This is a genomic window from Streptomyces graminofaciens (assembly GCF_030294945.1).
In the GTDB taxonomy this organism is placed as follows: Bacteria; Actinomycetota; Actinomycetes; order Streptomycetales; family Streptomycetaceae; genus Streptomyces; species Streptomyces graminofaciens.
Map to the genome: position 1 here is coordinate 4,761,195 of NZ_AP018448.1, position 23,413 is coordinate 4,784,607.

Annotated in this window: 21 protein-coding genes; 11 read left to right on the forward strand and 10 right to left on the reverse strand. The window is 68.0% G+C overall.

Annotated elements, in window-relative coordinates; translation table 11 throughout:
- Positions 1-27 precede the first annotated feature (27 nt).
- The 3 genes from SGFS_RS20145 to SGFS_RS20155 all read right to left on the reverse strand — a co-directional run bounded on the left by SGFS_RS20145 (position 28) and on the right by SGFS_RS20155 (position 1,811).
- The gene (locus tag SGFS_RS20145; RefSeq protein ID WP_274239335.1) at positions 28-366 is read right to left on the reverse strand and encodes a helix-turn-helix domain-containing protein; all 339 of its coding nucleotides are present in this window, start codon (positions 364-366) and stop codon (positions 28-30) included.
- Complete coding sequence (locus SGFS_RS20150) at positions 363-746, reverse strand: type II toxin-antitoxin system RelE/ParE family toxin (protein WP_274239336.1); 384 nt, start codon at positions 744-746, stop codon at positions 363-365. Before SGFS_RS20150 ends, SGFS_RS20145 begins: the two co-directional genes overlap by 4 nt.
- Before the next feature lie 630 nt (positions 747-1,376).
- Positions 1,377-1,811, reverse strand: coding sequence for a GntR family transcriptional regulator (locus tag SGFS_RS20155; RefSeq protein ID WP_286252164.1), 435 nt, complete (start codon positions 1,809-1,811; stop codon positions 1,377-1,379).
- Positions 1,812-2,123: 312 nt separating this feature from the next.
- Between SGFS_RS20155 and SGFS_RS20160 the strand changes: the two genes are divergently transcribed.
- From SGFS_RS20160 to SGFS_RS20170, 3 genes are read left to right on the forward strand one after another with little or no spacing between them, the layout of a single operon-like run.
- Entirely contained in the window at positions 2,124-3,869 is a 1,746-nt protein-coding gene (locus SGFS_RS20160) for a replication initiator (RefSeq protein ID WP_286252165.1), read from the forward strand.
- Positions 3,866-4,057 (forward strand): helix-turn-helix domain-containing protein, encoded by a 192-nt coding sequence (locus SGFS_RS20165; RefSeq protein ID WP_286252167.1) that lies wholly within the window; start codon positions 3,866-3,868, stop codon positions 4,055-4,057. Before SGFS_RS20160 ends, SGFS_RS20165 begins: the two co-directional genes overlap by 4 nt.
- Positions 4,057-5,382 (forward strand): tyrosine-type recombinase/integrase, encoded by a 1,326-nt coding sequence (locus SGFS_RS20170; RefSeq protein ID WP_286252168.1) that lies wholly within the window; start codon positions 4,057-4,059, stop codon positions 5,380-5,382. The genes SGFS_RS20165 and SGFS_RS20170 overlap by 1 nt, the downstream gene beginning before the upstream one ends.
- A gap of 217 nt (positions 5,383-5,599) precedes the next feature.
- Here the strand turns inward: SGFS_RS20170 and SGFS_RS20175 are convergent, their stop codons facing one another.
- The 4 genes from SGFS_RS20175 to SGFS_RS20185 form a co-directional block, all read right to left on the reverse strand.
- Positions 5,600-5,869, reverse strand: coding sequence for a hypothetical protein (locus tag SGFS_RS20175; protein WP_286252170.1), 270 nt, complete (start codon positions 5,867-5,869; stop codon positions 5,600-5,602).
- Positions 5,866-6,153 (reverse strand): polymorphic toxin type 17 domain-containing protein, encoded by a 288-nt coding sequence (locus tag SGFS_RS51450; protein WP_126392612.1) that lies wholly within the window; start codon positions 6,151-6,153, stop codon positions 5,866-5,868. The genes SGFS_RS20175 and SGFS_RS51450 overlap by 4 nt, the downstream gene beginning before the upstream one ends.
- Before the next feature lie 244 nt (positions 6,154-6,397).
- Positions 6,398-6,685: a DUF7848 domain-containing protein gene (locus SGFS_RS20180; protein ID WP_286252172.1), complete on the reverse strand. Its 288-nt coding sequence runs from the start codon at positions 6,683-6,685 to the stop codon at positions 6,398-6,400.
- On the reverse strand, positions 6,678-6,989 hold the full coding sequence (locus SGFS_RS20185; RefSeq protein ID WP_286252174.1) for a hypothetical protein: 312 nt from the start codon (positions 6,987-6,989) through the stop codon (positions 6,678-6,680). The genes SGFS_RS20180 and SGFS_RS20185 overlap by 8 nt, the downstream gene beginning before the upstream one ends.
- Positions 6,990-7,260: 271 nt before the next feature.
- On the opposite strand from SGFS_RS20185, the gene SGFS_RS20190 reads away from it, so the two are divergent.
- Positions 7,261-8,340 (forward strand): transcriptional regulator, encoded by a 1,080-nt coding sequence (locus SGFS_RS20190; protein ID WP_350284007.1) that lies wholly within the window; start codon positions 7,261-7,263, stop codon positions 8,338-8,340.
- A gap of 491 nt (positions 8,341-8,831) precedes the next feature.
- Here SGFS_RS20190 and SGFS_RS20195 read toward each other — a convergent pair whose 3' ends face one another.
- Positions 8,832-9,701, reverse strand: a complete 870-nt coding sequence (locus SGFS_RS20195) for a winged helix-turn-helix domain-containing protein (protein WP_286252177.1) — start codon at positions 9,699-9,701, stop codon at positions 8,832-8,834.
- A gap of 177 nt (positions 9,702-9,878) precedes the next feature.
- On the opposite strand from SGFS_RS20195, the gene SGFS_RS20200 reads away from it, so the two are divergent.
- The 7 genes from SGFS_RS20200 (at position 9,879) to SGFS_RS20230 (ending at position 15,717) form a co-directional block, all read left to right on the forward strand.
- Positions 9,879-10,232, forward strand: coding sequence for an SCO3933 family regulatory protein (locus tag SGFS_RS20200; protein WP_286252179.1), 354 nt, complete (start codon positions 9,879-9,881; stop codon positions 10,230-10,232).
- On the forward strand, positions 10,229-10,417 hold the full coding sequence (locus SGFS_RS20205) for a hypothetical protein (RefSeq protein WP_286252181.1): 189 nt from the start codon (positions 10,229-10,231) through the stop codon (positions 10,415-10,417). The genes SGFS_RS20200 and SGFS_RS20205 overlap by 4 nt, the downstream gene beginning before the upstream one ends.
- The gene (locus SGFS_RS20210; protein WP_286252182.1) at positions 10,414-11,814 is read left to right on the forward strand and encodes a cell division protein FtsK; all 1,401 of its coding nucleotides are present in this window, start codon (positions 10,414-10,416) and stop codon (positions 11,812-11,814) included. Before SGFS_RS20205 ends, SGFS_RS20210 begins: the two co-directional genes overlap by 4 nt.
- A gap of 37 nt (positions 11,815-11,851) precedes the next feature.
- On the forward strand, positions 11,852-12,592 hold the full coding sequence (locus SGFS_RS20215; protein ID WP_286252183.1) for a DUF2637 domain-containing protein: 741 nt from the start codon (positions 11,852-11,854) through the stop codon (positions 12,590-12,592).
- Positions 12,593-12,740: 148 nt separating this feature from the next.
- Positions 12,741-14,186: a replication initiator gene (locus SGFS_RS20220; protein ID WP_286252184.1), complete on the forward strand. Its 1,446-nt coding sequence runs from the start codon at positions 12,741-12,743 to the stop codon at positions 14,184-14,186.
- Positions 14,186-14,410, forward strand: a complete 225-nt coding sequence (locus tag SGFS_RS20225) for a helix-turn-helix domain-containing protein (protein WP_286252185.1) — start codon at positions 14,186-14,188, stop codon at positions 14,408-14,410. Before SGFS_RS20220 ends, SGFS_RS20225 begins: the two co-directional genes overlap by 1 nt.
- A complete protein-coding gene (locus SGFS_RS20230) occupies positions 14,410-15,717 on the forward strand; it encodes a tyrosine-type recombinase/integrase (protein ID WP_286252186.1) in 1,308 nt (435 codons plus the stop codon). Before SGFS_RS20225 ends, SGFS_RS20230 begins: the two co-directional genes overlap by 1 nt.
- Positions 15,718-15,894: 177 nt before the next feature.
- Here the strand turns inward: SGFS_RS20230 and SGFS_RS20235 are convergent, their stop codons facing one another.
- Both SGFS_RS20235 and SGFS_RS20240 read right to left on the reverse strand, forming a co-directional pair.
- Positions 15,895-16,380 carry a DUF2247 family protein gene (locus SGFS_RS20235; protein ID WP_286252187.1) on the reverse strand — a complete coding sequence of 162 codons (486 nt, stop codon included), beginning with the start codon at positions 16,378-16,380 and terminating at the stop codon, positions 15,895-15,897.
- A gap of 5 nt (positions 16,381-16,385) precedes the next feature.
- On the reverse strand, positions 16,386-23,345 hold the full coding sequence (locus SGFS_RS20240) for a polymorphic toxin-type HINT domain-containing protein (protein WP_286252188.1): 6,960 nt from the start codon (positions 23,343-23,345) through the stop codon (positions 16,386-16,388).
- Positions 23,346-23,413 lie beyond the last annotated feature (68 nt).

The following is a 23,413-nucleotide window of genomic DNA, read 5'->3' on the forward strand; positions in this document are numbered from 1 at the left end:
GCGGGTCCTGCATGGTTCCTCCCCGCCTCAGGCCGCTGGGGCGACGATGGTGACGGTGGGCTCGTCTCCGCCGGCGAGGTGCACGTCCACCGTGAGGTCCAGTGCGCGGGCCAGGCGCATGATGACCGCGATGGGCGGCAGCTCGGTGGCCGTCTCGATGCCTTCGATGTCATCGACGTCGACGTGCATGCGCTCGGCGAGTTCGGCCTCGCTCAGGCCCAGCTGCTTACGCCGGTCGTAGACGGCCTTGCCCAACGTCATGGCGAGGCCGGCCTCTTCGTAGACCCGGTCGTACTCGGGGTCAGCGTCCAGGTGTTCGCCCAGCAGCTGGCGGTGGCGACGGGTCCTCCATTCGCTGTGGTTCATCGGTTCTCCTTGAGGTTGCGACTGTAGAGGTCGTGCTCGGCGGCGGCTTCATGCTCTGCCTCGCACAATCGCTGTGCGGCGTGTGCGCGGTCCACTTCGGCCTGCTCGCGCATCTTGGTCTTGCGGAACACGGTGAGCAGCACGACACGTCGGCCGGGCGCCAGCCAGTAGGTGATCCGCTGATGGGCATCGCCCAGGCGGAAGCGCAGCTCGCGGAGCTTGCCGCCCAGGTGGCGGGAGTGCGGTTCGTCGAGGGTGGTGGGCTGCTCGGCGAGCAGGTCGGCGACGCGTTCGGCCTGCTTGTAGTGATGGGCGGGAAGGTTCTCCAGCCACAGCCGCACCTCCGGCTCGATCTCGATCGAGTACCGCCCGCTGTCCATATCGTCGATGATATATCGCACGGGGTGGGAGAGCGCGACTTCGTAGTTCAGGTCGTGTGTCGTCGCCGCGACCGCAGCCGCTCCAGCGTCACACACCCCGCACTCCCCCCTTCGTCCTGATGCCACGGCGCCGCCCGCAAACCAGCGGCAACCTGCCGAGGCGGCGCAGGGTCGGCTTCTTTCGGCAGGATCAGGCCCGAGCGGGAGAGGCAGCGTACGGCCGGGCGGGTGCGTCGCCCAGTCTGGCGGCGCGGGGCCGGGGCGGGAAGAGTCGGCCCCCGACGGGCGGCCGGGAGCTTCGCCCCCGCCGGAGGCAACGCCGACCACCGGGCTCGGCGAGTCCGGCGGCGCGCGTGAGGGGCGGCCCCCTGGTCGGCCATGTGCCTGCGATCCGGCCGTAGGACGGTCGTGGGCGACAACTTGCTCCGCCAGGAGCCCGGTTCCGGTCATCCCGGCAATCTGGCCGGTTGCCGCTCTCGCAGTCCTGGACCGTTCCCTTGCCGGGGCGGCTGGCCTCCCGAGCGAACGGCGGGCTTGTCGGCGACGGCGGTCAGCCAATGCGGGCGAGGCCCGCCTTGAACCTCGAAGAGAAAATCTGAACGCACACCCCGGGTCACCCGGCACGGCGGGTCAGCGGCCCCGCCCACCGCCGCCGCCCGACTCCAGTACCTCCACGCGGGCGCGGAGGTCGGCAATCTGCTGAGCGGCCTCGGCCAGCGCTCGTTCCAGCGCCTCGACGCGAGCCAACGTCCCGCCGGCGGGTGCGGTCGCCTCCGGGCCATCGAGGTCATCAGCGTCGCCGGCGACGTGGTCGCGGTCGGCGACGAAGGCTCCCTTGCCGGGACGGGAGAGCGCCCACCCGTCCTGCTTCAACAGGGCCATGGCCTTCTGCACAGTCAGACTCGCCGCCCCGAACTCCCGCATCAACACGGCCTGCGTCGGCAACGCGTCCCCCGGCAGCAACCCGCCCGAGCGGATCCGCTCGCGCAAGGTCTCGGCGATCACCTCGAACGTCAGCGGCACCCCGCTGCCCGCCGGCCTGCGCCCGCGCCGCCCCACCACCACGCCCGATCACCCCCGCTTTCCACGCCCTCTACCAGCGAAATCCGGCCCGTCCAAACCGGGAAACCGGCCCCACACTACCCGCGTCCCACCACCCACAGAAAGGAATGAGGAGGGATGCACTTGAATTCGTGGGGCGATGTTAGCGTCACGCACCCGCCGGTGATCACCACCGCGCCCCGCCGACCAGACCCTGGTCCGGCCCCGCGCCCAACTCCGAGGCGCCCCGTTCCCCTGTGAGCCGATCACTTCGACCTGCCCACGCCACCCCGCGCCGTACCGCTTCCGCGCTCCCGCCGAAAGGCCTCTTTCCCCATGCCCGCACAGGTCCAACTCCCGTACCCCGCGACCGTTCCAGCCGTCTCGCGTCCGTCGTCGGCGTTCACGACGCCGACGTGTCCGGCGGAAGTCACCGCCACTGCGGCTGCAGGGCGGGCGCTGGAGCGTCGCGCTAGGCTCACCGCCAGGCTGGCCAAGCTCGCCGCCACCGGCCAACTCGCACCCCTCGCACGGCAGATAGCCGGACTCAGCGGCTGCACGCACCCAATCCGCCTCACCGGACACCGCACCCACCTCGACACCGCCACCGGCGAGATCCTCGACCACTTCGACTCCGGCCGGCTCCCGGCGGGCGAACTGCTGGTCCGCTGCGGCAACCGTCGCGCCACCCGCTGCCCCGCCTGCTCCACCGTCTACCGCTACGACACCTACCAACTCATCGCCGCCGGACTACGCGGCGGCAAAACAGTCCCCACCAGCGTCGCCGCCCACCCGCGCGTGTTCGCCACGCTCACCGCACCCGGCTTCGGCCCCGTCCACAACCAGCCCGACACCGGCCGCTGCCACTGCGGCCAGCTCCATGCTGACGACGACCCGCTTCTCGGCACCCCACTCGACCCCGAGCGGTACGACTACATCGGCGCGGTCCTGTGGAACGCTCACGCCCCGGCCCTGTGGGCACGCTTCACCACCCACCTGCGGCGGGAGATCGCCAAGGCGGCGGGGCTGACGCAGCGGACCCTGCGCCACCACGCCACTCTTTCCTACGCCAAGGTCGCCGAATACCAGAAACGGGGACAGGTCCACTTCCACGCCGTCATCCGCCTCGACGGACCCACCGGACCCGCCAGCACCCCGCCCGCCTGGGCCACCACCCAACTCCTCAACCACGCCATCCGCGCCGCCGCCACACGCACCCGCGTCCACCACGAGGGCGAACCACCGAAGCAACCGCAGCCCGCCGGGAACGTCCCCACGTCCCCGCCCCAAGACTCAGATCGGGCGGGGCGGTTGGTGTTCCGGTTCGGGCGGCAGATCGACGTCCGGACGATCCGCGGCACCGACTTCACCGGAGACGGCCCCGTCACCGACCGGCACGTCGCCGCCTACATCGCCAAGTACGCCACCAAGGGAGCCGAGACCACCACCGGCACCCTCGACCGCCGCCTCCGACTCCTCGCCGAACTCGCCACGCACGACATCACCGACCACGCCCGCCGCATGATCCACACAGCCTGGCACCTCTCCACCAACCGCCAGCACGCCCACCTCCGCCTGCGCCAATGGGCCCACATGCTCGGCTTCCGAGGCCACTTCTCCACCCGCACCCGCCATTACTCCACCACCCTCGCCCACCTCCGCGCCGAACGCACCGCCTGGCGAACCGGCCGACACGACGCCGCAGCCGACATACCGACCGCTGACCACCGCACCGACAGGCACCTGGTCGGTGACCGGGCCGGTCACCCCACCCGCCTGACCGCCGATCACCGATCCGGTCACGGCCACCCAACAGGTCACCGCGATACCGCCAGTCAGCGCGGGGGCTCGGATACGACGCTGGTCATCTCCCACTGGCAGTACGCCGGAACCGGCCTGCTGCCCGAACTCGAACATCTCGCCGACCTCCTGGCCGCGACACGGCAGACCCGACCCGAGCAACCGACCCGAACCCGGCGCTCGGAGCACTCCAGTGACCGCGCCATTCACTCCACCAGCCACCCGGTCGGTCGCTCCGCTGATCGGCTGACCAGTGCTGTCCGGGCGGAGGCCGTCGCGTGACCGCCAGTACCGAACTCCTTACCGTCCCCCAGGTCATGGCCCGCCTCCAACTGGGCCGCACCGCCGTCTACGACCTCATCCGCTCTCGTCAGCTCGCTTCGATCACCCTCGGCCGCGCCCGCCGCATCCCCGCCTACGCGCTCACCGACTTCATCCGCACCCGCCTCGAACAGGAAGCCGCCGCCTGATGACCACACCCCGCGACACCCCCGCCTCCCGCCGCACCCGCGCCAACGGCGACGGCACCGTCTACCAACGCAAGGACAGCCGCTGGGAGGCTGCCGGATACGTCCTCGCCCCCGGCAACACGCGTCGGCGCGTCCGTGTCTACGGCACCACCCGCAAGGAAGCCCTGGCGAAGCTCACCGAGAAGATCGCCGCCAGCAACCGCGGCCTCCCCGTCCCCTCCGCGCAGGGCAGCGTGGCCGCGTACCTGACGTACTGGCTTCAGAACGTCGCCGTTCACCAGCTCCGCGAGAACACCCACATCCGCTACACCGCCTGCGTCAACCGGTACCTGATCCCCGGCCTGGGCAAGAAGAAGCTCACCAAGCTCACCGCCAAGGACGTCCGCACCTGGCTCAACCAGCTCCGCACCACCTGCCAGTGCTGCACGCGCGGCATCGACGCCCGACGCGAACAGTCCCGCTGCTGCGCCGTCGGCCAGTGCTGCCACAAGCTGCTGTCCCCGCTGACGCTCACCTACATCCACTCCGTGCTCAAGTCCGCCCTGGAGCACGCCGTGCGTGAGGAAGAGATCCCGCGCAACGTGGCCCGCAACGTCCGCACCGGCACCCCACGGCCCCGGCGCTTCGAACCGCTCACCACCGACGAAGCCCGCCAGCTCCTCACCGCCACCCAGGGCCACCGGCTGCACGCCCTGTTCGAACTCGCCCTCCACACTGGACTCCGCAAGGGCGAACTCCTCGGACTGCGCTGGGAAGACCTCGACCTCGACGCAGGCACCGCCGCCGTCCGCCGAACCCTCCAGCGCACGAGCGCGGGTGGGCTCACCACTCTGCCCACCAAGACGCGAGCCTCCGAGCGCCGCATCGCCCTCCCCACCCGCTGCGTCCAGTCCCTGAAGCACCACCACGAACAGCAGCAGCGCGAACGTGAGGCCGCAGGCACCACATGGCAGCACGACGGGCACGTGTTCACCACCCCGCAGGGCCGACCGATCGACCCGACCAACCTCACCCGCGCCTTCACCACACTCCTCCGCAAGGCCGGCCTCCGCCGCATCCGCTTCCACGACCTCCGTCACTCGACCGCCACCCTCCTACTGGAACAGGGCGTCGAACTCGTCGTCATCAAGGAACTCCTCGGCCACGCCCACATCGGCGTCACCGCCACTGTCTACGCCCACGTCCGACTCCGCCTCCAGCACGACGCCATCAACACCCTCGGCATCGCCCTCGGGAGTCCGAAGACCACGGAGACCGTCGGCTCTGGGGAATCTGTCGGCTCTGGTCGCAACGAACCACCACCCCGAGCCGCCGTCATCCGCTGACGTTGCCGTCAGCTACTGCCGTCACCCCACGCAGAAGCCCCGTCAGGCGCAGCCTGACGGGGCTTCAACTTTGCGCGTGCTACGAATACATATCGCTCGCCTAGCCAGTTCCCACAACACCATTCGGAGGATTCAAATCCACCGAACATAAACCCCAACATCGGTGCATCCTGACCCGACTTCGGGATTCCGGGCAGTGAAGAAGTGGGGGCTTCAATTACTCCACTCCTTTTTCAGGATACCTTTCTGCTTGAACCCTGATGGATTCACCGCTGTACACCTCGTCTGGATCGATGTAGCGCCCGGTCGGCACGAGGACAGACTCTGGGAGCATGGTCGTTTCATCCCCGATGAGGACAGCGTAGATCCTCTCGTCGACGCCTTGACTCTTGCCCCAAATCGCCCCTATGGCGCCAGCAACTCCGAGTTCTACAGTGCGGCTGGTTTCGAGAACGGTGACGACTTCATCGAAATCGAACTCCCTCATCTATGAGTCACCTCCCCAAATGGGTCTACATTGACGTGGCGATTATCGCGAGAGAGCCAACCGATCTTCTCCCGTCCTTGACGCGACAACTGAACATCCCACTCGAAAGGATGCCCCTCGGTACGCGATGGACCCACTGTCCACTCGTTACCGAATCGGTCAACATATCCACCGTTACGACCTCGCGGCAAGGGGTTCGCGGGATTATAGCCCTTCGGAGGTACATATCGAATGCGACCTTGGTTCGGCAGACCGAATTCCTCCCCCGGACCGGCTGCACGCATTCTCGCCTTGACAGTCCAACAGTTGCTGTTGTGAACGAGGACCGGAGTCTGCCCCGCCAGCACATAGTACGTGTGCTACGCGACCCCTCTCTATCTGCGTATTCGCAGATCAGCGATGGTTTCGGGTTCCGCTGGTGTCCGTGGTTGTGCGGGGGAATCCGTGGGTGTTGCCGTCGCTACTGCCGTCAGACGGTACTGGCCGCGCGGTCGCGCTGTACCCGAAGTGGTGCTGGCGCAGGGGACTTTACTGCCATGCTCCGGGCTCAGCGCAGAGGAGGGTGCGGGTGGTCTGTTCGTACAGCTCGTGGCCGGTGGCGGCGCAGTGTCCAGCAATCCAGCGGGTCAGTTCGTCCGGGGTGTGCAGGGGGCCGGAGGTGGCACCGCAGTTGCGGTCTTCGCCGGTGACGCACTCCGCCGCGACGGTCGGCAGGGCCAAGGTGTCGGGGACGGTGGTCACGTGGTACTCGCGGAATCGAAAGCGGCCACGGGCAGTACTGCGGGCCGGTGCGTCGGTGTTCGTGGAGTCAGACATCTTCGCCCGCTTCCTCTTCCTCCTCCGGGCCCGGGAGGCGTTGTCCGCGTGAGTCGGCGACCCGGAGTGCGTCGGAGAGGGCTTCGGTCAACCGGCAGGCCAGCCAGCAGTATTCGGTGGCCGACAGGATCTTCGCGCCGGGGGCCATGGTGTCTCGGGCGTACTCCAGCAGCTCCGCACCCATACCGAGTTGTACCGACTCGATGTTGTCGGCGAGGGTGGCGACGTAGCCGCGGCCGTCGGTGCTGAGGTAGCAGGGTTTCCCCTCGGCGGTGGCCCAAGGCAGCAGGCGCGGCCCCTGCATAGCGGGACCCTCTGACCACGGTGTCGCATGCTCAGACATCTTGTTGCCCTCTCCTCGACTCGACCCGGGGTTGCTGATCAGCGTCCCGCTGGCGTGGACCTTGCGGAGTAGCCAGCGTGTCTGCCTTGCTGTCTGCCAAGCTGGTGGGGTGCGGGAGACGGTCGGGGAACTGGTCAGGCGGCTGCGCCTGGCGCGTGGTTGGAGTCAGCGGCGGCTCGCCGAGGCTCTGGCTGAGGCTGCTCCTGGGCGCGTTCCGCCGACGCGAAATGACGTGTCCCGTTGGGAGATCGGGACGCGGTCTCCGCGGGAGTGGCTGCCCTTCCTCGCGCAGGTGCTGGAGGTGCCGCGCGAGATGCTGGAGATGGCGAAAGCCGTTCAGCGGGTCGAGTCCGCGCCGCGTGTCCGGTCCGTCGCCGACTTCCTGCCCGAGGGCGACCCATTGGCCCCACTGCGTGCTCGTACGGGCCGCCGGATCGGGGCCGGACAGGTGGCCGACCTGGCCCAGCGGGTCCACGGCCTGCGGCTGGCTGACGATGTGGTCTACGGCAAAGACCTGATCGGGCCCGCCCTGCGCGAGCTGCAAGCGGCGGTGAAGCTCTACCGCGAGGGCACACACACCGAAGAAGTGGGGCGCGAACTTCTACGGGCCATCGGAGAGTTGGCGCAGATCGCCGGGTGGGTGGCCTCCGATGCAGGGGAGCATGCCGAGGCGGAGCGCATCTACCGGCTCGGCATGAGCGCCGCACAGGCCGCCGAGGACGGCGTGCTGTCCGGGAACGTGGCGGGCTCGCTGGCCTACCAGTGGAGCAACACCGGCCGGACAGCGGACGCAGTGGGACTGGCCCGCGCCGCGCTGGAGGACGCGGGTCCGGACGCCCCGGCGAAGGCTCGCGCGCTGTACCTGGACCGTGTCGCCTGGGCGCATACCCGTGCCGGGCAGGACCGCCCGGCGATGACCGCCCTCGGGGAAGCAGCCGAGGCTCTGTCCGAGGACTCGGCCGGCACCGAATCTCCGTCGTACCTGTACTGGATGGACGCCGGGGAATTGCAGGTCATGGAGGCCCGCGTCTACACCGAACTGCGGCGCCCGCTGCGGGCCGTGCCGCTGCTGACGGACGTGCTGGGACGATACGACGCCAGCCACGCCCGGGAGTTGGCGCTGTACCTTTCCTGGCTGGCGGTGGCCTACGCCGACGCCAACGAGCCCGAGGCCGCAGCGGGAACAGCGGGTCGGATGCTCGCCCTCGGGCAAAGCGGCAGCGAACGCACGGCGGAACGCACGAGGATCGTACTCGATCGACTGCGGGCCTATCGCGACGTGCCCGAAGTCGCCGAACTGCTGGCGTCCTGAGCGCCCTCGGAGTTGGCCGTCCGCCGGCCGGAGTCAGCCTCCGGCAGATTCCGGGCCTGAGTGGGAGGGGGTCCCTCGTCGGTCGGGCAGCTTCGCCGTGCCAGGGTTCTCCGGGGGCCGCCAAGGCTCACTTCGTGACGCGTGCGCTCGGCCTTGGCGGCCCCCGGGGGTTCCTGGTACGCCTCCGGTGCCCGGGCGACGAGGGACCCCCTCCCGCGACCGCGAACCCCACACCACGACGAAGCCGCACTCGCACACGGCCCCCTGCCCCTCGGAGGGAGGGCCGGGGTCTGGGGTGGAGCCCCGGAAAGGGTTGGCTGTGCTGGTTGTTGCGCGCCCGGACCGGCGGGGCCGTCGCCAGCGGGGCGGAGACAGGAGCGGGCGGCGGCCCCGCAGGGCCGGAGCGCGCGCGGGCCGCGCCAGCGGGCCGCCTTGATCAAGTAAAGAAACTCTGAACAGCTCACCCGCTGGTCAAGCTGTCTGGCCGATGGTCAGGGTCGCTGCTGCCGGCGCTTCTTCGATTCGGCCAGGGCGGTCTCCAGCTTCTCGCTCGGCGACATGTCCGGCTCGGCGTCGTCGCCGTGGAGGGGTGGCAGGAACAGGCCGCGTCGGCTCTTCTCTCGTTTGACCTTCCGGCGCTCGTTGAAGAGCCGTTGGTGCTCCTCACGGACCGTGACCCATCGCTGGTCCAGCTCCGCTTCTCGTTCCAGCAGCTCCTCGTCGCTGAGGTCGGCGAACTCGGTGGCGGCTGAGCGGGCCTCGCGGTCGATCTCTTCTCTCAGCAGGTAGTTCGTGATGGGACTGCGGTGCTTGCCCGGCTCCGGTTCCTGGCGTACGAAGACGCCGCGCCCCTTGACCGCGTACACAAGTCCTGCCTGCTTGAGTCTCCGGTAGGCGTTCTGGGCGGTGGAGTTGGCGACTTGGAACCGCTCTTGGATCTCGCGGGCCGGGGGCAGCTGGGAACCGGGAGGGTAGACGCCTTCCACGATCTCTCGGTGGAGGGCGTCGGCCACCTGAACGTACGGCGGCCGGCCGTCTTCGTTACGGATGGCATCGACCGGCCAGTCCGGCTCTCCGGTTTCAGCTTCGTCGTGCTCACTGTCGGTCGGCTCGGCGCTTCCGTTCGCGGACATGCTGACGAAGCTGCCCCGGCCGAGCTGGGAATGGACCAGCCCTTCCTGCTTGAGGACCCGCAGAGCGTTTTGAACAGTGGAGCTGGAGACACCGAACCTCTCCCCCAGCACGTTGGCCGAGGGCAGGCGCTCACCGGGGTGGAACTCGCCGTTCAGGATCGCGTCCCGTAGAGCTTCGGCGGCCTGGAGATACGGCGGCCGGGGGTCCTCGTCCAAGGGCAGGGTCATGCCCCCACGGTATCGCCAGCAGCCCGTAGCGCTACAGGCACATCTACGTGCTACCCATCTGGCGCTCACTGCACCTCATCGATGTCACAAGCTAATCGCTCTTGCAAGATGAGCGATCTTCTCCTTATGCTCATGGCGAGTCGATCAAGCGGCTCCATCGAACGAGGATGTGATGGCATGGCCATGACCCGTATCCGTGTTGCTCTACTGCCGTCGGCGGTCTGCATCGCGGGCACCGACCCGGCGCTGAAGATCAAGGACCAGCAGACCGGGGAGGTCGCCACCGACCGGGAGACCGGCGCGTCGCTGTACACGGTGACCGTGATGCTCATGGAGGACGGCCGGGCCGAGGTCCTGAAGGTCACGGTCCCGGAGACGGGCCTGGCCGCCGGGCTCAAGCCGGGTGTGATGGTGCGGCCGGTGGACCTGTTCGCGACCCCGTGGGCGCGGATCTTCAACGGGCAGCTCTCCGACGGCGTCGCCTACCGCGCCGCCCGCTTGGAGCTGGTGACGGTGGAGGCGGCCCAGTGATCCGCTTCGAAGACTCCGTGCCGGAGCGGGAGTTGTACCCGCTCCGGCCCCTGCCGGGGACCGAGGGCAAGGCCACGTTCTCCGCCTCGTCTGCGGTGCTCGATCTGCTCGGCCTGAGCCCGGAGCAGGCGGCCCGCCTGGACCTGGGCCACGTGTTCCGCCTGATACGCGAAGAGGGGGCATGAACGTGGAAGCCGTGACGGAATACGCGTCGTACGCGCTGCTGGTCGTGGTCGTGCTGGTCAGCGTGTGGCTGCTGGTGGGCGTTGTGCACTACGTGCGGGCCGACCGGGGCACACGGACCAGCATGCGGCAGGCCCTCCGGGTCCGCTGGGGCTGGGTACGGCTCGCGCGGATGGCCGGGCTGACGGTCACCGACAAGACCCCGAGCCTGCTCGCCCAGATCACCGCGCACAAGGACGGCCCCACCCCCGCGCCTCGGGTGCTGACTCCCCGAATCAAGGTGGCGCCGGACCAGTTCGGCGTGATCGTACGAGCCCGGACGCTGCCGCAGGTCGGGCTGGAGGAGTACCAGAAGTCGGCACGGTTCCTGGCGGACGCCTGGCGGTGCACGCGGGTCTCCGTCCTGCCGGACGGCCCCGGCAAGGTGGTGATCCGGGGCGTGCGCTCCGACCCACTGACCACGCCGACCACGCACCGGCCCACCGGCCGCCCGCCCACGGACCTGACGCGCTGGGAACTGGGCGTGGACGAGTACGCCGCGCAGGTGTGCGTGTCCCTGGCCAACGTGCCCGGGGTGACCGTGGCCGGCGTCCCCGGTGCGGGCAAGACCTCGGGGGTCAACAAGTTCGTCTGTGACTTCGCGCCGTCGGCGGCCGTGCAGATCGCGACTGCGGACGGCAAGGTATCGCGGGCATCGGAGGGCGATTACGCCGACCTGGTCAAGCGGATGTTCGCGTTCTGCGGTGACGACCTCGATGAAGCCAACGCGCTGTTCAAACGCCTGGTGGAGCTGCGCAAGCGGCGTTCTTCGACCATCCGTGACGTGCTGGGTGCGAAGAACATGTGGCATGTCGGCCCCTCGCCGGAGTGGCCGCTCACGGTCCTGATCATCGATGAGGCGCACACGTTCTTCCGCGAGTACAAGGGCAGCGACGCTGAGACGAAACGTTTGGCCGCGCTGACGGCGGAGAACGCCCGCCTGGTGGAGGACCTGGTCAAGAAGGGCCGCAGCGTCGGCATCCTGGTGATCCTGATCAGCCAGAAGACCACCGGCGACGCCATCCCCACCTTCATCCGCGACGTGTGCCCCATCGGGCTGACCTTCGCGCAGAAAACCGTGGAAGCCGCGGTGGCCGCACTCGGCGACGACATCCGCAACTGGCCCGACGCCAGCCCGGTGACCTTGCAGGACCCCGCCTACGTCGGCGTCGCGGTGATGGCCATGCAGGGCCGCCCCGGCTACACCCGCATCCGCACCCCCTACGTCTCGGACGCCGACGCGGCCCGCGTCGCCGAGGACACCTCGCACCTGACCGCCGACCCGGACCTGTGCCTGGACGCTCTCCTCCGCTCGACCGGCCGGACCACGGCAGCACCCCGGGCCCCGCTTACCAAGTAGTCCCGAAAAGCCCACACCGGAAAAGGAGGTTGATCGCATGGCGGAGGAACGGTTCACCCGGCGCATCGTGACCGTGGTCATGGCGGTCATCGCGGCCCTGGCCTTCGCCTTCTCCTTCGGCAACGTCTGGGCGCTCGCCCTGCGGCTCAGCGTCCCCCACCCGATCGCGCCACTGATCGCCCCCATGGTCGACCTGTCCGTCGTCGGACTCCTGGTCGCCTTGCGGTTCCTCGCCCTGCGCGGCGTCCCCAAGCGCGACCTGAAGGCCGGCACCCGGTTGCTGCACCTGTGCGGCCTGCTCACCCTCGCGCTGAACACCGCCGAACCGCTGCTGACCGGACGCTACGGAAGGGCCTGCCTGGACACCGTCGCCCCGCTCCTGCTCCTCGGCTGGGGCCACGTCGGACCCGCCTTCCTCGCCCAGTTCCACACCCTCACCCACCCCACCCCGCACCTGGAGGCCGTCGCTCCCATTTCTGACCCGGTGCCCGACGAAGCACCCGCACCCGAGCCCCCGACGCCCGCCCCGGTCGTCGCCGCCTCCTCGGCCGAGGAACTGGAGCCCGCTCTGGCTCTGGCCGTCGCTCCGCCCGTCGTCGTCGGCAAGACGGCCCGGCCCGCCTCCGGCCCGGCCCTTCCGGCCGCTCTGCTGGACGCGGCTAGCCGCATCGCGGACGCCCACCGCGCCGAGCACGGAACACCGATCAGCGCCGCCCACCTGGGCACGCGCATGGGCGTCGCCCTGCCGGTGGCGACCGCCGCACTCGCTCAGCTCTGAGCCCCGGCCTGCTCCGGCCGCATCTCCCTCGCTGAACCCACGCCCGCCCCGGGCCTGGTTCGTCATGCCCCGAGCAGCACCAACACACCTACCTCACGGGCTGGTTGCTGCTCGGGGCCACCGCCCGAACAGAAGGGACACGCCCCGAATGGTCACCCTGGACCTGCGCCACGTGGCAAGCCCCGCCGTGCGGGACCTGCTCCACCTCGTCAACCACCCCGACTTCGACCGCGCACAGCAGCAGATCGAGCGCCTCGGCGGCTGCACCGAACCCGTCCGCCTGACCGGCCACACCGCCACGGTCGACACCACAACTGGTGAGGTGTTCCGCTCCTACACCTCCTCCAGCGAACCCACGGGTAGCCTGCTCACCGCATGCGGCAACCGCCGCGCCTCCCGCTGCCCGGCCTGCTCCCGCCTCTATGCCGCCGACACCTACCACCTGATCCGCGCCGGCCTCTCCGGCGGCAAGACCGTGCCCGACAGCGTCCGCACCCACCCTCGTGTCTTCGTCACCCTCACCCCGCCGTCCTTCGGCCCCGTCCACAACCGCCTCACTACCCCCGGCGGCGACATCCGTCCCTGCCGCTGCCGCAAGCTCCACGACCCCACGGACGCCCTGATAGGGACGCCGCTGAACCCCGCGAGGTACGACTACGCGGGTGCGGTCCTGTTCAACGCCCACGCCTCCGCCCTGTGGGCCCGCTTCACCACCTATCTGCGCCGCGAGATCGCTGCCCGACTCGGTATGACCCAGAAGGCCGCCCATGAGGTCCTGCGGATCTCCTTCGCCAAGGTCGCCGAGTACCAGCAGCGCGGTCTGGTCCACTTCCACGCCGTCATCCGGCTCGATGGCCCGGACGGCAACACCACGCCTCCGCCTCCGTACGCCACCGTCGGCGTACTCACCGAGGCCGTACACGCTGCCGCCGCGCGGGTCCGCGTCACGGTTGAGTCGGATGCGGTCGGGGAACGCGAACTCGGCTGGGGCGAACAGCTCGACGTATCCGAGATCACGGCTTTCGGCACCGATGCCGAATTCACCGACCAGGCGGTTGCCGCCTATGTGGCCAAGTACGCCACCAAGTCCGCCGACGCCTCCGGCACCCTCGACCGCGCCCTGTTCTGCCGCCCCTGCCAGGGACGCGGCGCCATCCTCCTGCCCCACGGGACCCCGCTCCCGTGCACCGCATGCGACGGCACCGGACAGGCCCGCCCACTGCCCCGGCTCGCCGTCGCCCGCCACGTCCGGCAGATGATCCGCACCTGCTGGGAGCTGGGCAGGCTGCCGGAGTTCGCCGACCTCAAGCTCTGGAAGTGGGCGCACATGCTCGGCTTCCGAGGCCACTTCTCCACCAAGTCCCGCAGCTACTCCACCACCCTCGGCGCGCTGCGCGACGCCCGCCGCGCCTGGCGCACCGAACAGGCCCGCGCCCACTCCGGCCTGCCCGAGTCCGACCCGACTACCACGCTTGTGGTCGGCCACTGGGACTACCTCGGCTCGGGTTACAGCCCCGGTGCCGGCCTCCTCGCCGCCCACGTCTGGCACCGCAGGGAACTGGAACGGCAGTTCACTGCCGAAGGGGGCTGCTGATGACCTCGCGCCCACCCGCAGTCCTCCACGCCGGGACGGGCCCGGCCCTGGAGTTGCTGACGGTCCCCCAGGTCATGGCTCGTCTCCAGCTCGGCCGCTCCGCCGTCTACGACCTGCTCCGTTCCGGCCAGCTCGCCTCGATCACCCTCGGCCGCGCCCGCCGCATCCCCACCCACGCCCTCACCGACTTCATCCGCACCCGCCTCGAACAGGAAGCCGCCTGATGGCCACACCCCGCGACACCCCCGCCTCCCGCCGCTGCCGCGCCAACGGCGACGGAACGGTCTATCAGCGCAAGGACGGACGCTGGGAAGCAGCCGGGTACGTCCTGGCTCCTGGCAACACCCGCCGCCGCGTCCGCGTCTACGGCACCACCCGCAAAGACGCGCTGGCCAAGCTCACCGAGAAGATCGCCAACAGCAATCGCGGCGTCCCCGCGCCCTCCGCGCAGGGCAGCCTCGGCGCATACCTGACGTACTGGCTGGAGGCCGTTGCCGTCCATCACCTCCGCGAGAACACCCACACCCGCTACACCGCCTGCGTGAACAACTACCTCATCCCCGGCCTGGGCAAGAAGAAGCTCGCCAAGCTCACCGCCAAGGACGTCCGCACCTGGATCAACCAGCTCCGCACCACCTGCCAGTGCTGCGCCCGCGGCACCGATGCCCACCGCGTTCAGACCCGTTGCTGCGCCGCCGGAACATGCTGCTCCAAACGACTCTCCCCACTGACGCTGACGTACATCCACTCCGTCCTCAAGTCCGCCCTGGAGCACGCCGTCCGCGAGGAAGAGATCCCACGCAACGTCGCCCGCAACGTCCGCACCGGCACACCCCGGCCCCGTCGCTTCGAACCCCTCACCGCCGACGAAGCCCGCCAATTCCTCGCCGCCACGAACGAACACCGGCTGCATACCCTGTTCGAACTCGCTCTCCACACCGGACTCCGCAAGGGCGAACTCCTCGGCCTCTGCTGGGAAGACCTCAACCTCGACACAGGCACCGCTGCCATCCGCCGAACATTGCAGCGCACCAGCACGGCCGGCCTCACCGCTTTGCCCACAAAGACTCGGGCCTCGGAGCGCCGCATCGCCCTCCCCGCCCGCTGCCTCCAGTCGCTGAAGCGCCACCACGAACAGCAGCAGCACGAGCGTGACACGGCAGGCACCGAGTGGCAGCACGACGGATACGTCTTCACCACCCCGCAGGGAAGAGCGATCGACCCGACCAACCTCACCCGCGCCTTTACCACACTCCTCTGCAAGGCCGGCCTCCGCCGCATCCGCTTCCACGACCTCCGGCACTCGACCGCCACCCTTCTCCTGGAACAGGGCGTCGAACTCGTCGTCATCAAGGAACTCCTCGGCCACGCCCACATCGGCGTCACCGCGACCGTCTACGCCCACGTCCGACTCCGCCTCCAGCGCGACGCCATCGACACCCTCAGCACCGCCCTTGACGGCCCTGGCGACGACGAGTCGACCCGCGACGACGGCGACGACCCGCCGCTGTGCGGAGCCACCGTCCGCTGACGTTGCCGTCAACTACTGCCGTCACCCACCGCAGAAGCCCCGCCAGGACACACCTGACGGGGCTTCAAGTTTGCTATTGCTATCTAGCGCATGGGTTGCGAGATCGGGCCGTGAGGCTCCACCTCGCACGGCGGTGTCGCGCGGCGTGGATGTACCCATCTCCGCCGGTGCCCGTACTCACCGTTGCCGATACAGATCTTCCGAGTACCTCAGGAACGCTTCTAGCCTTTCGGCCATTCCGGAAATTCCCCCCTTACCCCCAGGAGGGGGAGGCATATATTTCACGAAGCCCTCCATCTCCTCAGGATACTCAAAGTCCGAATACAACTCCTCGATAACGTTGAACAATTGCTGCTCGCTCAGGCCACTTTGATGGAGCCAGGCCAGCGATAGATAGATCCACACGGCGGACAGCTCGCGGGAGTCACCCAAGTCCTCAGACGAAAGGTCCGGAAGATCCCCGGACCGGATCTCCTCCGAGAGCGCGAGCGCCCACCTTTCCTCCACGTCAAGCAGCGGGCGGCCGGCCTGCATTTTGCGCATGTAGATCTGCACGATGGCAGAATCATCCAACCACCCCCAATGCTTCCCGTAAGCGACTTCCCTGGTCGTCAGATCCACTCGATCCACAACAAAGCTACCGGGGATCTTGAACTTAGCCATCGCGTTCATGGTTTGTTTGGGATTCCGTTCATCGATCCTCCGTTTACAAATCTTTGATGAGTGATCAGGTTTCCGCTCCCGCCGCGCTCAACTAGCCACTCAAAGCGTCCAGCCTTTCCGTTCATCTCTCCCGGCATCTGCACCAACAAGCGCTCCACTCCGTCTCCACCAACAAGTCGAGTGGTTACACCCTTAGTTGCGATATCACCGACAACGAAATCTGCCGCCCTGTGCCCAGCATCCTGCTTCAGCCCGGACCCATACCCCTTGGCATTCTGGATGATTTCCTGAGCTTCTGCGGAGCCGACCCCGCACCACGGTCCGCTGTTGTGAACGAGTACCGGCGTCTGCCCAGCCAGCACATAGTACGTGTGCAGATCGTCAACCGTGAGGTTGTAGGTGATGGCACGCTGAGTGAAGGGACGGTTACCAGTGACGGTGACGGTTGTGCCGTCGTCGGTACGCAGGGTCATGCCTGGCTTGAGTTTTCCGGACTCGATCCAGTCGTGTTCGGACGGGGACCAGAAGGGGTGCTCATGGGTGGCCGTGAGGTTCTCGGTGCCGCTTTCCGTGGCGATCGTGAGCTCGTTGAAGTGTTTGTCGTCCTCGGTTTTGATGAGGCGAGTCACTTCTCGCGCGCCAGTTTGACCGGTTTTCGGGTCGGTGGCCAGAACCATGTCGCCGAGATCGACGTCCTCAATGTCCTCAGTCGAGCCGTCAGCCAAGAGAACTTCAGTGCCGGCCAGGAAGCACTTGCAGCCTAGTTTGCCTTTTCCGGACCTCCCGGGCTTACCAGGCTTGCCAGGTTTCGCGGGGTTGTGGCCGAGAATCGCAGCCACAGCGCTGGGAACCCGGTAGGCGTCGCTCGACGTGTCATAGCCATGACCTGCTACCCACTCGTCGAACTGGGCCCCGTAGTCACATCCTGGAGCCCCCGGACCGCCGTCTCCCCAACAGTCACCGTCGACGATCCACCCGACGTACTCGGCCGTATGCGGAACATTGGAGACCAAGCCGTAGAACGTCTCTCCGACGCCGCTGCAGATCCCGCTGAGAAAGCCCCACGAACCACAGCCGTTCTCGGAATCACCCGGCCCCTTCTTGATGCTGGTATATCCAGCGCTGTCGGTGGTGGCGGTGCCACCACTACGCCTGGAGGAGCCACCAGCGCATAGATGAGTCTTGCAGTAGTTGGCGTTGTCCCCGTCGACATCGTGATAGACCCCGTTGTCGACGAAGTCATCACCGCTCCTGCAGTCCGCCTCACAGAACTTCAACCCGGTCGGATCGCTGAAGGTGACGGGGTTGTTGCCCGCGTAGGCATAGCCGTTGAGCGACTGGTGCTGGTCCAGGGCCAGGACCGGGTCCACGCTCAGGAACTGCCCTGTCTTCGGGTCATACTCCCGCGCCCCGATGTGCGTCAGACCCGTGCCCGCGTCGGCCGGCTTGCCCAGGAAGGACTTGTCGTCCGGCCAAGCCGTGACCGTCTTCGGGTCGCGCGAGGCACCGAACGGTGTCGTGTAGCGCTTCGTGACCGCGTACGTCGTCGCGTCCAGGGTGAGGCTGGACGTGCCATGGTGGTCGGCGGCCAGGAAGTTCAGCTTGGTGCCCGACGTGCCCGAGACCGCCGCGCGGACCGCGATCGTCTGGCCGTTGGCCGTGTAGTAGCGGGTGCCGGAGAGGGTCTTCTTGGTGCCCTTCACCGTCAGGCGGACTTCCGTGCCACCCAGGTACAGGATCGTGTCGCCGTCGCCCTTCGCCCGACGGATCAGCAACTCCCCGTCGGCGTCATACAGGTAGCTCGTCTCCGCCGTGCCCTCGGACGTCTTCGCCAGCTTGCCCTCGCTGTTCCACCCCAGGGTCTGCTGAGCGGTGAGACCGGAGCGGGACTTGGTGTTGCCGGTCTCGTCGTACCCGTACGTCGCGGTCCTTGCCCCCGTCGTCTTGTCGAGGGTGTGAGGCTTCTTGTCCGACGTCTCGTCGTCGTACGTGTACGTCGTGGTGCTGTCGCCCGAAGACGCGTGCTGCGTTTCTGTCTTGCGCTGGCCTGCTGATGTGTAGGTGTACGACGTCCAGTACGGGGCCGCACCGTCCAGGTTCCCCACCGCTCGACTCGACGTCGCGCAGTCCGCCGTCTTCGGAGTCCAGGACTCGGTCAGCCGGCGGTTGCCGTCGTATGTGAAGCACTGATAGTCGGGCTTCGCCGTGCCACCCTGGGTCGCGCCGTCGAAGATCGAGGTGACGTTACCGGCGTCATCCTGGGTGAACTCCAGGTCTTGTGGCCTGTAGCTGTGCACGTCGTCGGTGACATAGGCGCGGGTGAGGCGACGGGTTCCCTTCTCGTAGTCCCAGTTCAGGAACGCTTTCTTCGCCGAAGCCGACCCGTCCATGCCTACCGTGAGCTGGCGCAGGTCACCCTGCGGCGAGAACACCGACCCGTGCAGGTAACCGGTCGTACCGGATGCTTTGACCTGCTGTCCGGTCGCGTTGTACTCATAGCCGACCGTCTCCGAGGCGAGACCGCCCACCGCTGGGTGGGACGTCTGGCTGATCGTTCCGTCGATCCGGTAACCCGTCGTGAACGTCAGGGTCTTCGCCACGCCTGCCGTGACGAGGTCGTCGTTCTCGGGGAGCAGCAGCTGGCTCTCCTTGACCTGGTACAGGTTGTCGTAAGACGTGACCTTCTTCGTGTAAGCCTTGCCGGTCAGGCCGCCGTCATAGCGGACCGCGGTGTCCAACTGCCCCTTTGCCAGGGAGTCGAAGGTCCAGGCGGCGAGCTTGTTGGCGTCCGTCTTCTCCGACTGCCACAGGCCGGTCTTACGGTTCAGCTCGTCGTAGCCGTACAGCAGCTTCTTCTTTTCGGCGTCGACGGTGTAGTCAACGCGGTCGAGGCTGTCGTACTCGGTCGTGCTGGTTCCCTTGTCGGGGTCCGTGGCAGTGTCCTGGCGGCCGAACAGGTCATACGTGTACGACCACTTGGCCTTGTCGGGGCCGGTGATGGTCTCCTGCTGCCCGGCGTCCGTGTACGTGTACGCGGTCGTTGTGTAGTCCGTGCCCGTGGGCTGCGGACCCGCGTACTCGCGGCGCTCAGTCATCTGGCCGAGGGCGTTGGTGACCACCGCGATGGCCTGGCCGCCGGGCGGGGCCGACGTGGTGACCGTGTCTCCGGTGTACGTGCTGTCGGTGGTCCAGCGGGTCACGCCGTACGCCTTGGTGACCACCTTGGTGGCGCGGCCGGCAGCGTCGTATGTCGTGTCCGTCTGGATCGGTGCCTGGCTGCCCTCCGTCTGCACCGGGGTGCCGGACGGTGAGGAGGTCTCGTCCCAGATGTCGCCCTGTGCGCTGACCGCGAGTCCGCGGTCGTCGTAGCGGGTCAGGGAGACCAGGCGTCCGCCGACCGGGGTCGGGGTCTGAACCTGGCGGGAGCGCAGGAGGGAGTCGTAGAACTCGTACGTGGTGTTGTAGCCGGAGCCGTCGCCCTTGATGGTGCCCGTCGACACCCAGGACATGGCCGAGTTGGTGACCTTGTAGGTGTAGACGTGGTTCGGCTTCTGGCTGAGGGCCTTAAGGCGGTTCGGCAGCCAGACGCTGGTCACGCGGCCGAGGCTGTCGTACTCGGTCTCAGTGATCTTTCCGTTGGCGTCCGTGGCCTTGAGCGGGCTGCCTGTCGCGAAGGACAAATTGGTGGTGGCCTTGTGGCCCTTGATGTTGGTGACGCTGGTGGAGGTCAGCGGGCCTGATGCCGCCGGGACGTAGGCCGTGTCCGCAACCGTCTTGTCGTTGGTGTCCTTGACCACGCGCGGACGACCGAGCCCGTCGTACGTCGTCGTCGCGACCTTCTGCCACGCGGGGGCGTCGTCACCGCCGTAGGACTTGGCTCGGCCCACCCAGACGGCGTCGCCCTTGGTCGGCTTCTGAGAAGCGGACCAAGCCGTGGCGTCGGTGTCGTCATAGATCGTGGCGGTGTCCGAGATGACGTCGCCTGGACGGGCGTCGTCCGCCGGAAGGTCGAGGCTCGCGTCGGTGGTGGCGCACGTCTTGGCGACCGTGCGGGTGCGGGAGACGAGAGAGGTGATGCCCTTGTCCGTGTTGCGGGCGTACCAGGTGCGGGTGCACTTCTCGTCGTCACTGACGGCCGCGTCGCCCTGGTCCTCGGTCGTGGAGACCATGCCGAGGTCGTCATAGGCGTGGGTGATGCGGTGGGTCCGGTTGACGGCGGTGCCCGTGGTCGTGATGCGGGTGCGGTCCGTCGTGGCGCTGACGCGGACCATATAGGCCTCGGTGTCGGCGTAGGACTTGTGCTGGGTGGCGGTCTTTCGGGACCAGACGTCGGTGATGGTGCCGGCGACCTCGGCGGAGCCGTTGTAGGTGACCGACTCACGGGTGAATCCCGCGTACTGGTCCTGGTCCGCGGCCTCCGGCGCGCTGACGCCGGTCACCTTCACCGTCTTGCGCTTGTCCGGGTCCGGGGTCTTGCCGTCGGAGCCGAGCACCCGGTCGCCGTTCATGCCTCGCATGTAGACAGAGACGGTCTTCAGCTGGGCGCTGTCGCTCTTGCCGGTGAGGTGCGTGACGCGTTCGAAACCGCGCCAGACGGACCAGGTCCGCTCCTTCTCGGGCGTGAACGGGTCGTCGTTGTAGTGCCAGGCTCCGCCACCCGCGTACTGGTACGTGTGCTGGACGGCCTCCGAGCCTCCGTACGGATCCGTCGTGGACACGGCGGTGACCGGGTACTTCTGGAACCAGTCGAGGATCGGGGTCTTCTCACCGTTGGGCGACCAGTACACCGGGTAGCAGCGCTTGGTGTTCTCGTCGACCTTGGGCATGGTCTGCCCGTGGACACAGTCGGCCTCGGCGTACGACACGATCGTCTGCGCCCCCGCCTCGGACGTGACCGTGCGCAGGCGCGGCTTGTCCAGAGAGAGGATGTCATCGCTGGGGCCGTCGACCCGGTTGGGCAGAAAGACGTGGGTGAACTTGACCGGGTCCAGCGTCAGATCGGTGCCGCGCTTGCCGGTGTGCGTGATCTCGTCGAGCCACAGGGACTGGTCGGTGGAGTCGCCCGTGTCGCCCGGGTCCAGATAGAGGTGCTTGAGCGCCCAACTGTCCACCGGCGCGTAGTCGGGAGTGGCGGCGTCCGCGTCCCAGGCGTAGGTGTTGACGCTCGTCAAGCGGTAGCGGGTGAAGAAGGACGGGCCGACGTTTCCGGAGCAGTCGTCGGTGGACGAGGTGCAGATGGAGTCATAAGGAACGTCGGGCCAGTTGTCCCGCGTGGACTCGGTCAACGAGTCGCAGTCGGAAGCGGTGCAGCGCTGCGAGTAGCCGAAGGTCACCTTCTGCGCCGCACGCGACGTGAAGAGCGTCTCCGGGCGCTGCCCGTACTCGATGCGCCGGAGGTAACCACCGCGGGTGTAGGGACTGTTGGTGGAGGAGCCGTTCTTCGCGTAGTAGTTGTTCTCCTTGGTGTAGAAGAACGACATCGCGTTGCCGTGGCTGTCCACGACGTAGTCCAGGTTCCAGCGCCAGGCCTGGACGAGGGAGCGGTCGGAGAACGCGCTGCCCTTGTCGTGGCCGGGCTCGCCGGAGTCGTCGCCGTAGACCTGTGCGAGCCAGGTGGAGTCGGTCGTGGGGTCGGGGTCAACGGCGTCGAGGGTTGCCGGGTCGTCCGAGCGCCATCCCGGCAGCTTGTGCTTGCCGAAGACGTACTGGGTGCCGTCGGTCGTGGTGACGGACCAGTACTCGCCGTTGTCGTCGCCGTTGTCGGCACCGACCAGGTGCTCGACCTTGGAGGCGTCGTCGCTCTTGAGGCGCCACTCGCCAGTGCTGTCGTCCTTGACCAGCTCGGTGGCCTTGCCGTTCAGGACGAGTGAGGCATTGTCGTACTTCCAACACAGGTCGAACTTGTCGGTCTGGCCGTCGTCGTCGCAGGAGCCGTACTTGCGCTCGATGTAGGAGGAGGTCAGCTCGAAGCCCTCACCGACCTGGCTGCCCTGGTTGTTCGTGGACGCGGTACGACCGTCCACCGCACCGGAGTCGTACGAGATGGACAGGTCCGGAGTCGGGCCCGCGGCGGCCGGCGGTGTACGGAAGGGATAGGACCAGGTGAACGTGCCGGACGAGCCGCCTGTCTCCCAGGTCGACGAGGCAGCCAGAGGCGTCGCCTTGTAGTCGCCGGCGCCGGACTGGGTCCCGGCGGCGAGGGCCAGCACCATCGTCTCGCCACCGGCCGAGTTGGCCTTGAATGCCAGCGTGGACGAAAGACGCTCTCCGCCACGGTCGTTGGCCGAGGCCAGAGGCTGAGTGGTGCGGCACTTGCCCTTGGTCTTGCCTGTGTCGCCGAGTCGGCAGTCGCGGAACTTCAGCAGATGCAGACGGCCTGCCCAGTCACCACCGTAGGCGGAAGCGAACGCCGAGTAGTCGATGCCGAGTTGTGCCCGGCCGCCGGCCTCCGGGCCGGTGACCTTGAGGACCACGCCCTTGATGCCGAGCTTCTTCGTGGCCTTCTGGCCGAGGACCCGGACCCGGACCTCGTCGGCGGTACGCGGCTGCTTCGTCCCCTTGGCCGTCTTCGGGACAGTCAGGGTCAGCGGCAAGAAGCCGGGGCTGGCCTTCGCTCGCCCCGAGGCGGGCAGCGAAAGCTCCGCGGTGCCGCCCTCGGGCCAGGTGACCTTACGCCCCTGGTCCGTGCGGGCACGCTGCGCGGCAGCCCGGTCGGCCGCTGCGGACTTCTCGACGACGGCGGTGTTCTTCTTGTTCGCCTTCACCGTCCACGGGGAGACCTTGGCCGCCTTCGGGTCCTTCAGGTCCGGCCTGCCCAGCGGATCGGCGGATGCCGCGAAGACAACCGGCGTCAGCAGACTCGGAAGCATCGTGAAGCCGACGACCGAGGCGATGCGCCGCAACCAAGGTCGTCTGCCGCGCGTGGCACTTCCTGTTCCGGGTGAGCCAGGGGCGAGCTGGGACATGACAAGTCTCCTCGCGGCGGCTGCTCCCCCGGAGCAGCCGCACGCCGTTGAAGGTCGTGAAGAAGAAG

Excerpts from the sequence above, each read along its gene's own strand:
- SGFS_RS20145 (WP_274239335.1), bottom strand. The coding sequence starts at position 366 with ATGAACCACAGCGAATGGAGGACCCGTCGCCACCGCCAGCTGCTGGGC.
- SGFS_RS20150 (WP_274239336.1), bottom strand. The coding sequence starts at position 746 with ATGGACAGCGGGCGGTACTCGATCGAGATCGAGCCGGAGGTGCGGCTG.
- SGFS_RS20160 (WP_286252165.1), top strand. The coding sequence starts at position 2,124 with ATGCCCGCACAGGTCCAACTCCCGTACCCCGCGACCGTTCCAGCCGTC.
- SGFS_RS20170 (WP_286252168.1), top strand. The coding sequence starts at position 4,057 with ATGACCACACCCCGCGACACCCCCGCCTCCCGCCGCACCCGCGCCAAC.
- SGFS_RS20175 (WP_286252170.1), bottom strand. The coding sequence starts at position 5,869 with ATGAGGGAGTTCGATTTCGATGAAGTCGTCACCGTTCTCGAAACCAGC.
- SGFS_RS51450 (WP_126392612.1), bottom strand. The coding sequence starts at position 6,153 with ATGCGTGCAGCCGGTCCGGGGGAGGAATTCGGTCTGCCGAACCAAGGT.
- SGFS_RS20180 (WP_286252172.1), bottom strand. The coding sequence starts at position 6,685 with ATGTCTGACTCCACGAACACCGACGCACCGGCCCGCAGTACTGCCCGT.
- SGFS_RS20185 (WP_286252174.1), bottom strand. The coding sequence starts at position 6,989 with ATGCAGGGGCCGCGCCTGCTGCCTTGGGCCACCGCCGAGGGGAAACCC.
- SGFS_RS20195 (WP_286252177.1), bottom strand. The coding sequence starts at position 9,701 with ATGACCCTGCCCTTGGACGAGGACCCCCGGCCGCCGTATCTCCAGGCC.
- SGFS_RS20200 (WP_286252179.1), top strand. The coding sequence starts at position 9,879 with ATGGCCATGACCCGTATCCGTGTTGCTCTACTGCCGTCGGCGGTCTGC.
- SGFS_RS20210 (WP_286252182.1), top strand. The coding sequence starts at position 10,414 with ATGAACGTGGAAGCCGTGACGGAATACGCGTCGTACGCGCTGCTGGTC.
- SGFS_RS20215 (WP_286252183.1), top strand. The coding sequence starts at position 11,852 with ATGGCGGAGGAACGGTTCACCCGGCGCATCGTGACCGTGGTCATGGCG.
- SGFS_RS20220 (WP_286252184.1), top strand. The coding sequence starts at position 12,741 with ATGGTCACCCTGGACCTGCGCCACGTGGCAAGCCCCGCCGTGCGGGAC.
- SGFS_RS20225 (WP_286252185.1), top strand. The coding sequence starts at position 14,186 with ATGACCTCGCGCCCACCCGCAGTCCTCCACGCCGGGACGGGCCCGGCC.
- SGFS_RS20230 (WP_286252186.1), top strand. The coding sequence starts at position 14,410 with ATGGCCACACCCCGCGACACCCCCGCCTCCCGCCGCTGCCGCGCCAAC.
- SGFS_RS20235 (WP_286252187.1), bottom strand. The coding sequence starts at position 16,380 with ATGGCTAAGTTCAAGATCCCCGGTAGCTTTGTTGTGGATCGAGTGGAT.
- SGFS_RS20240 (WP_286252188.1), bottom strand. The coding sequence starts at position 23,345 with ATGTCCCAGCTCGCCCCTGGCTCACCCGGAACAGGAAGTGCCACGCGC.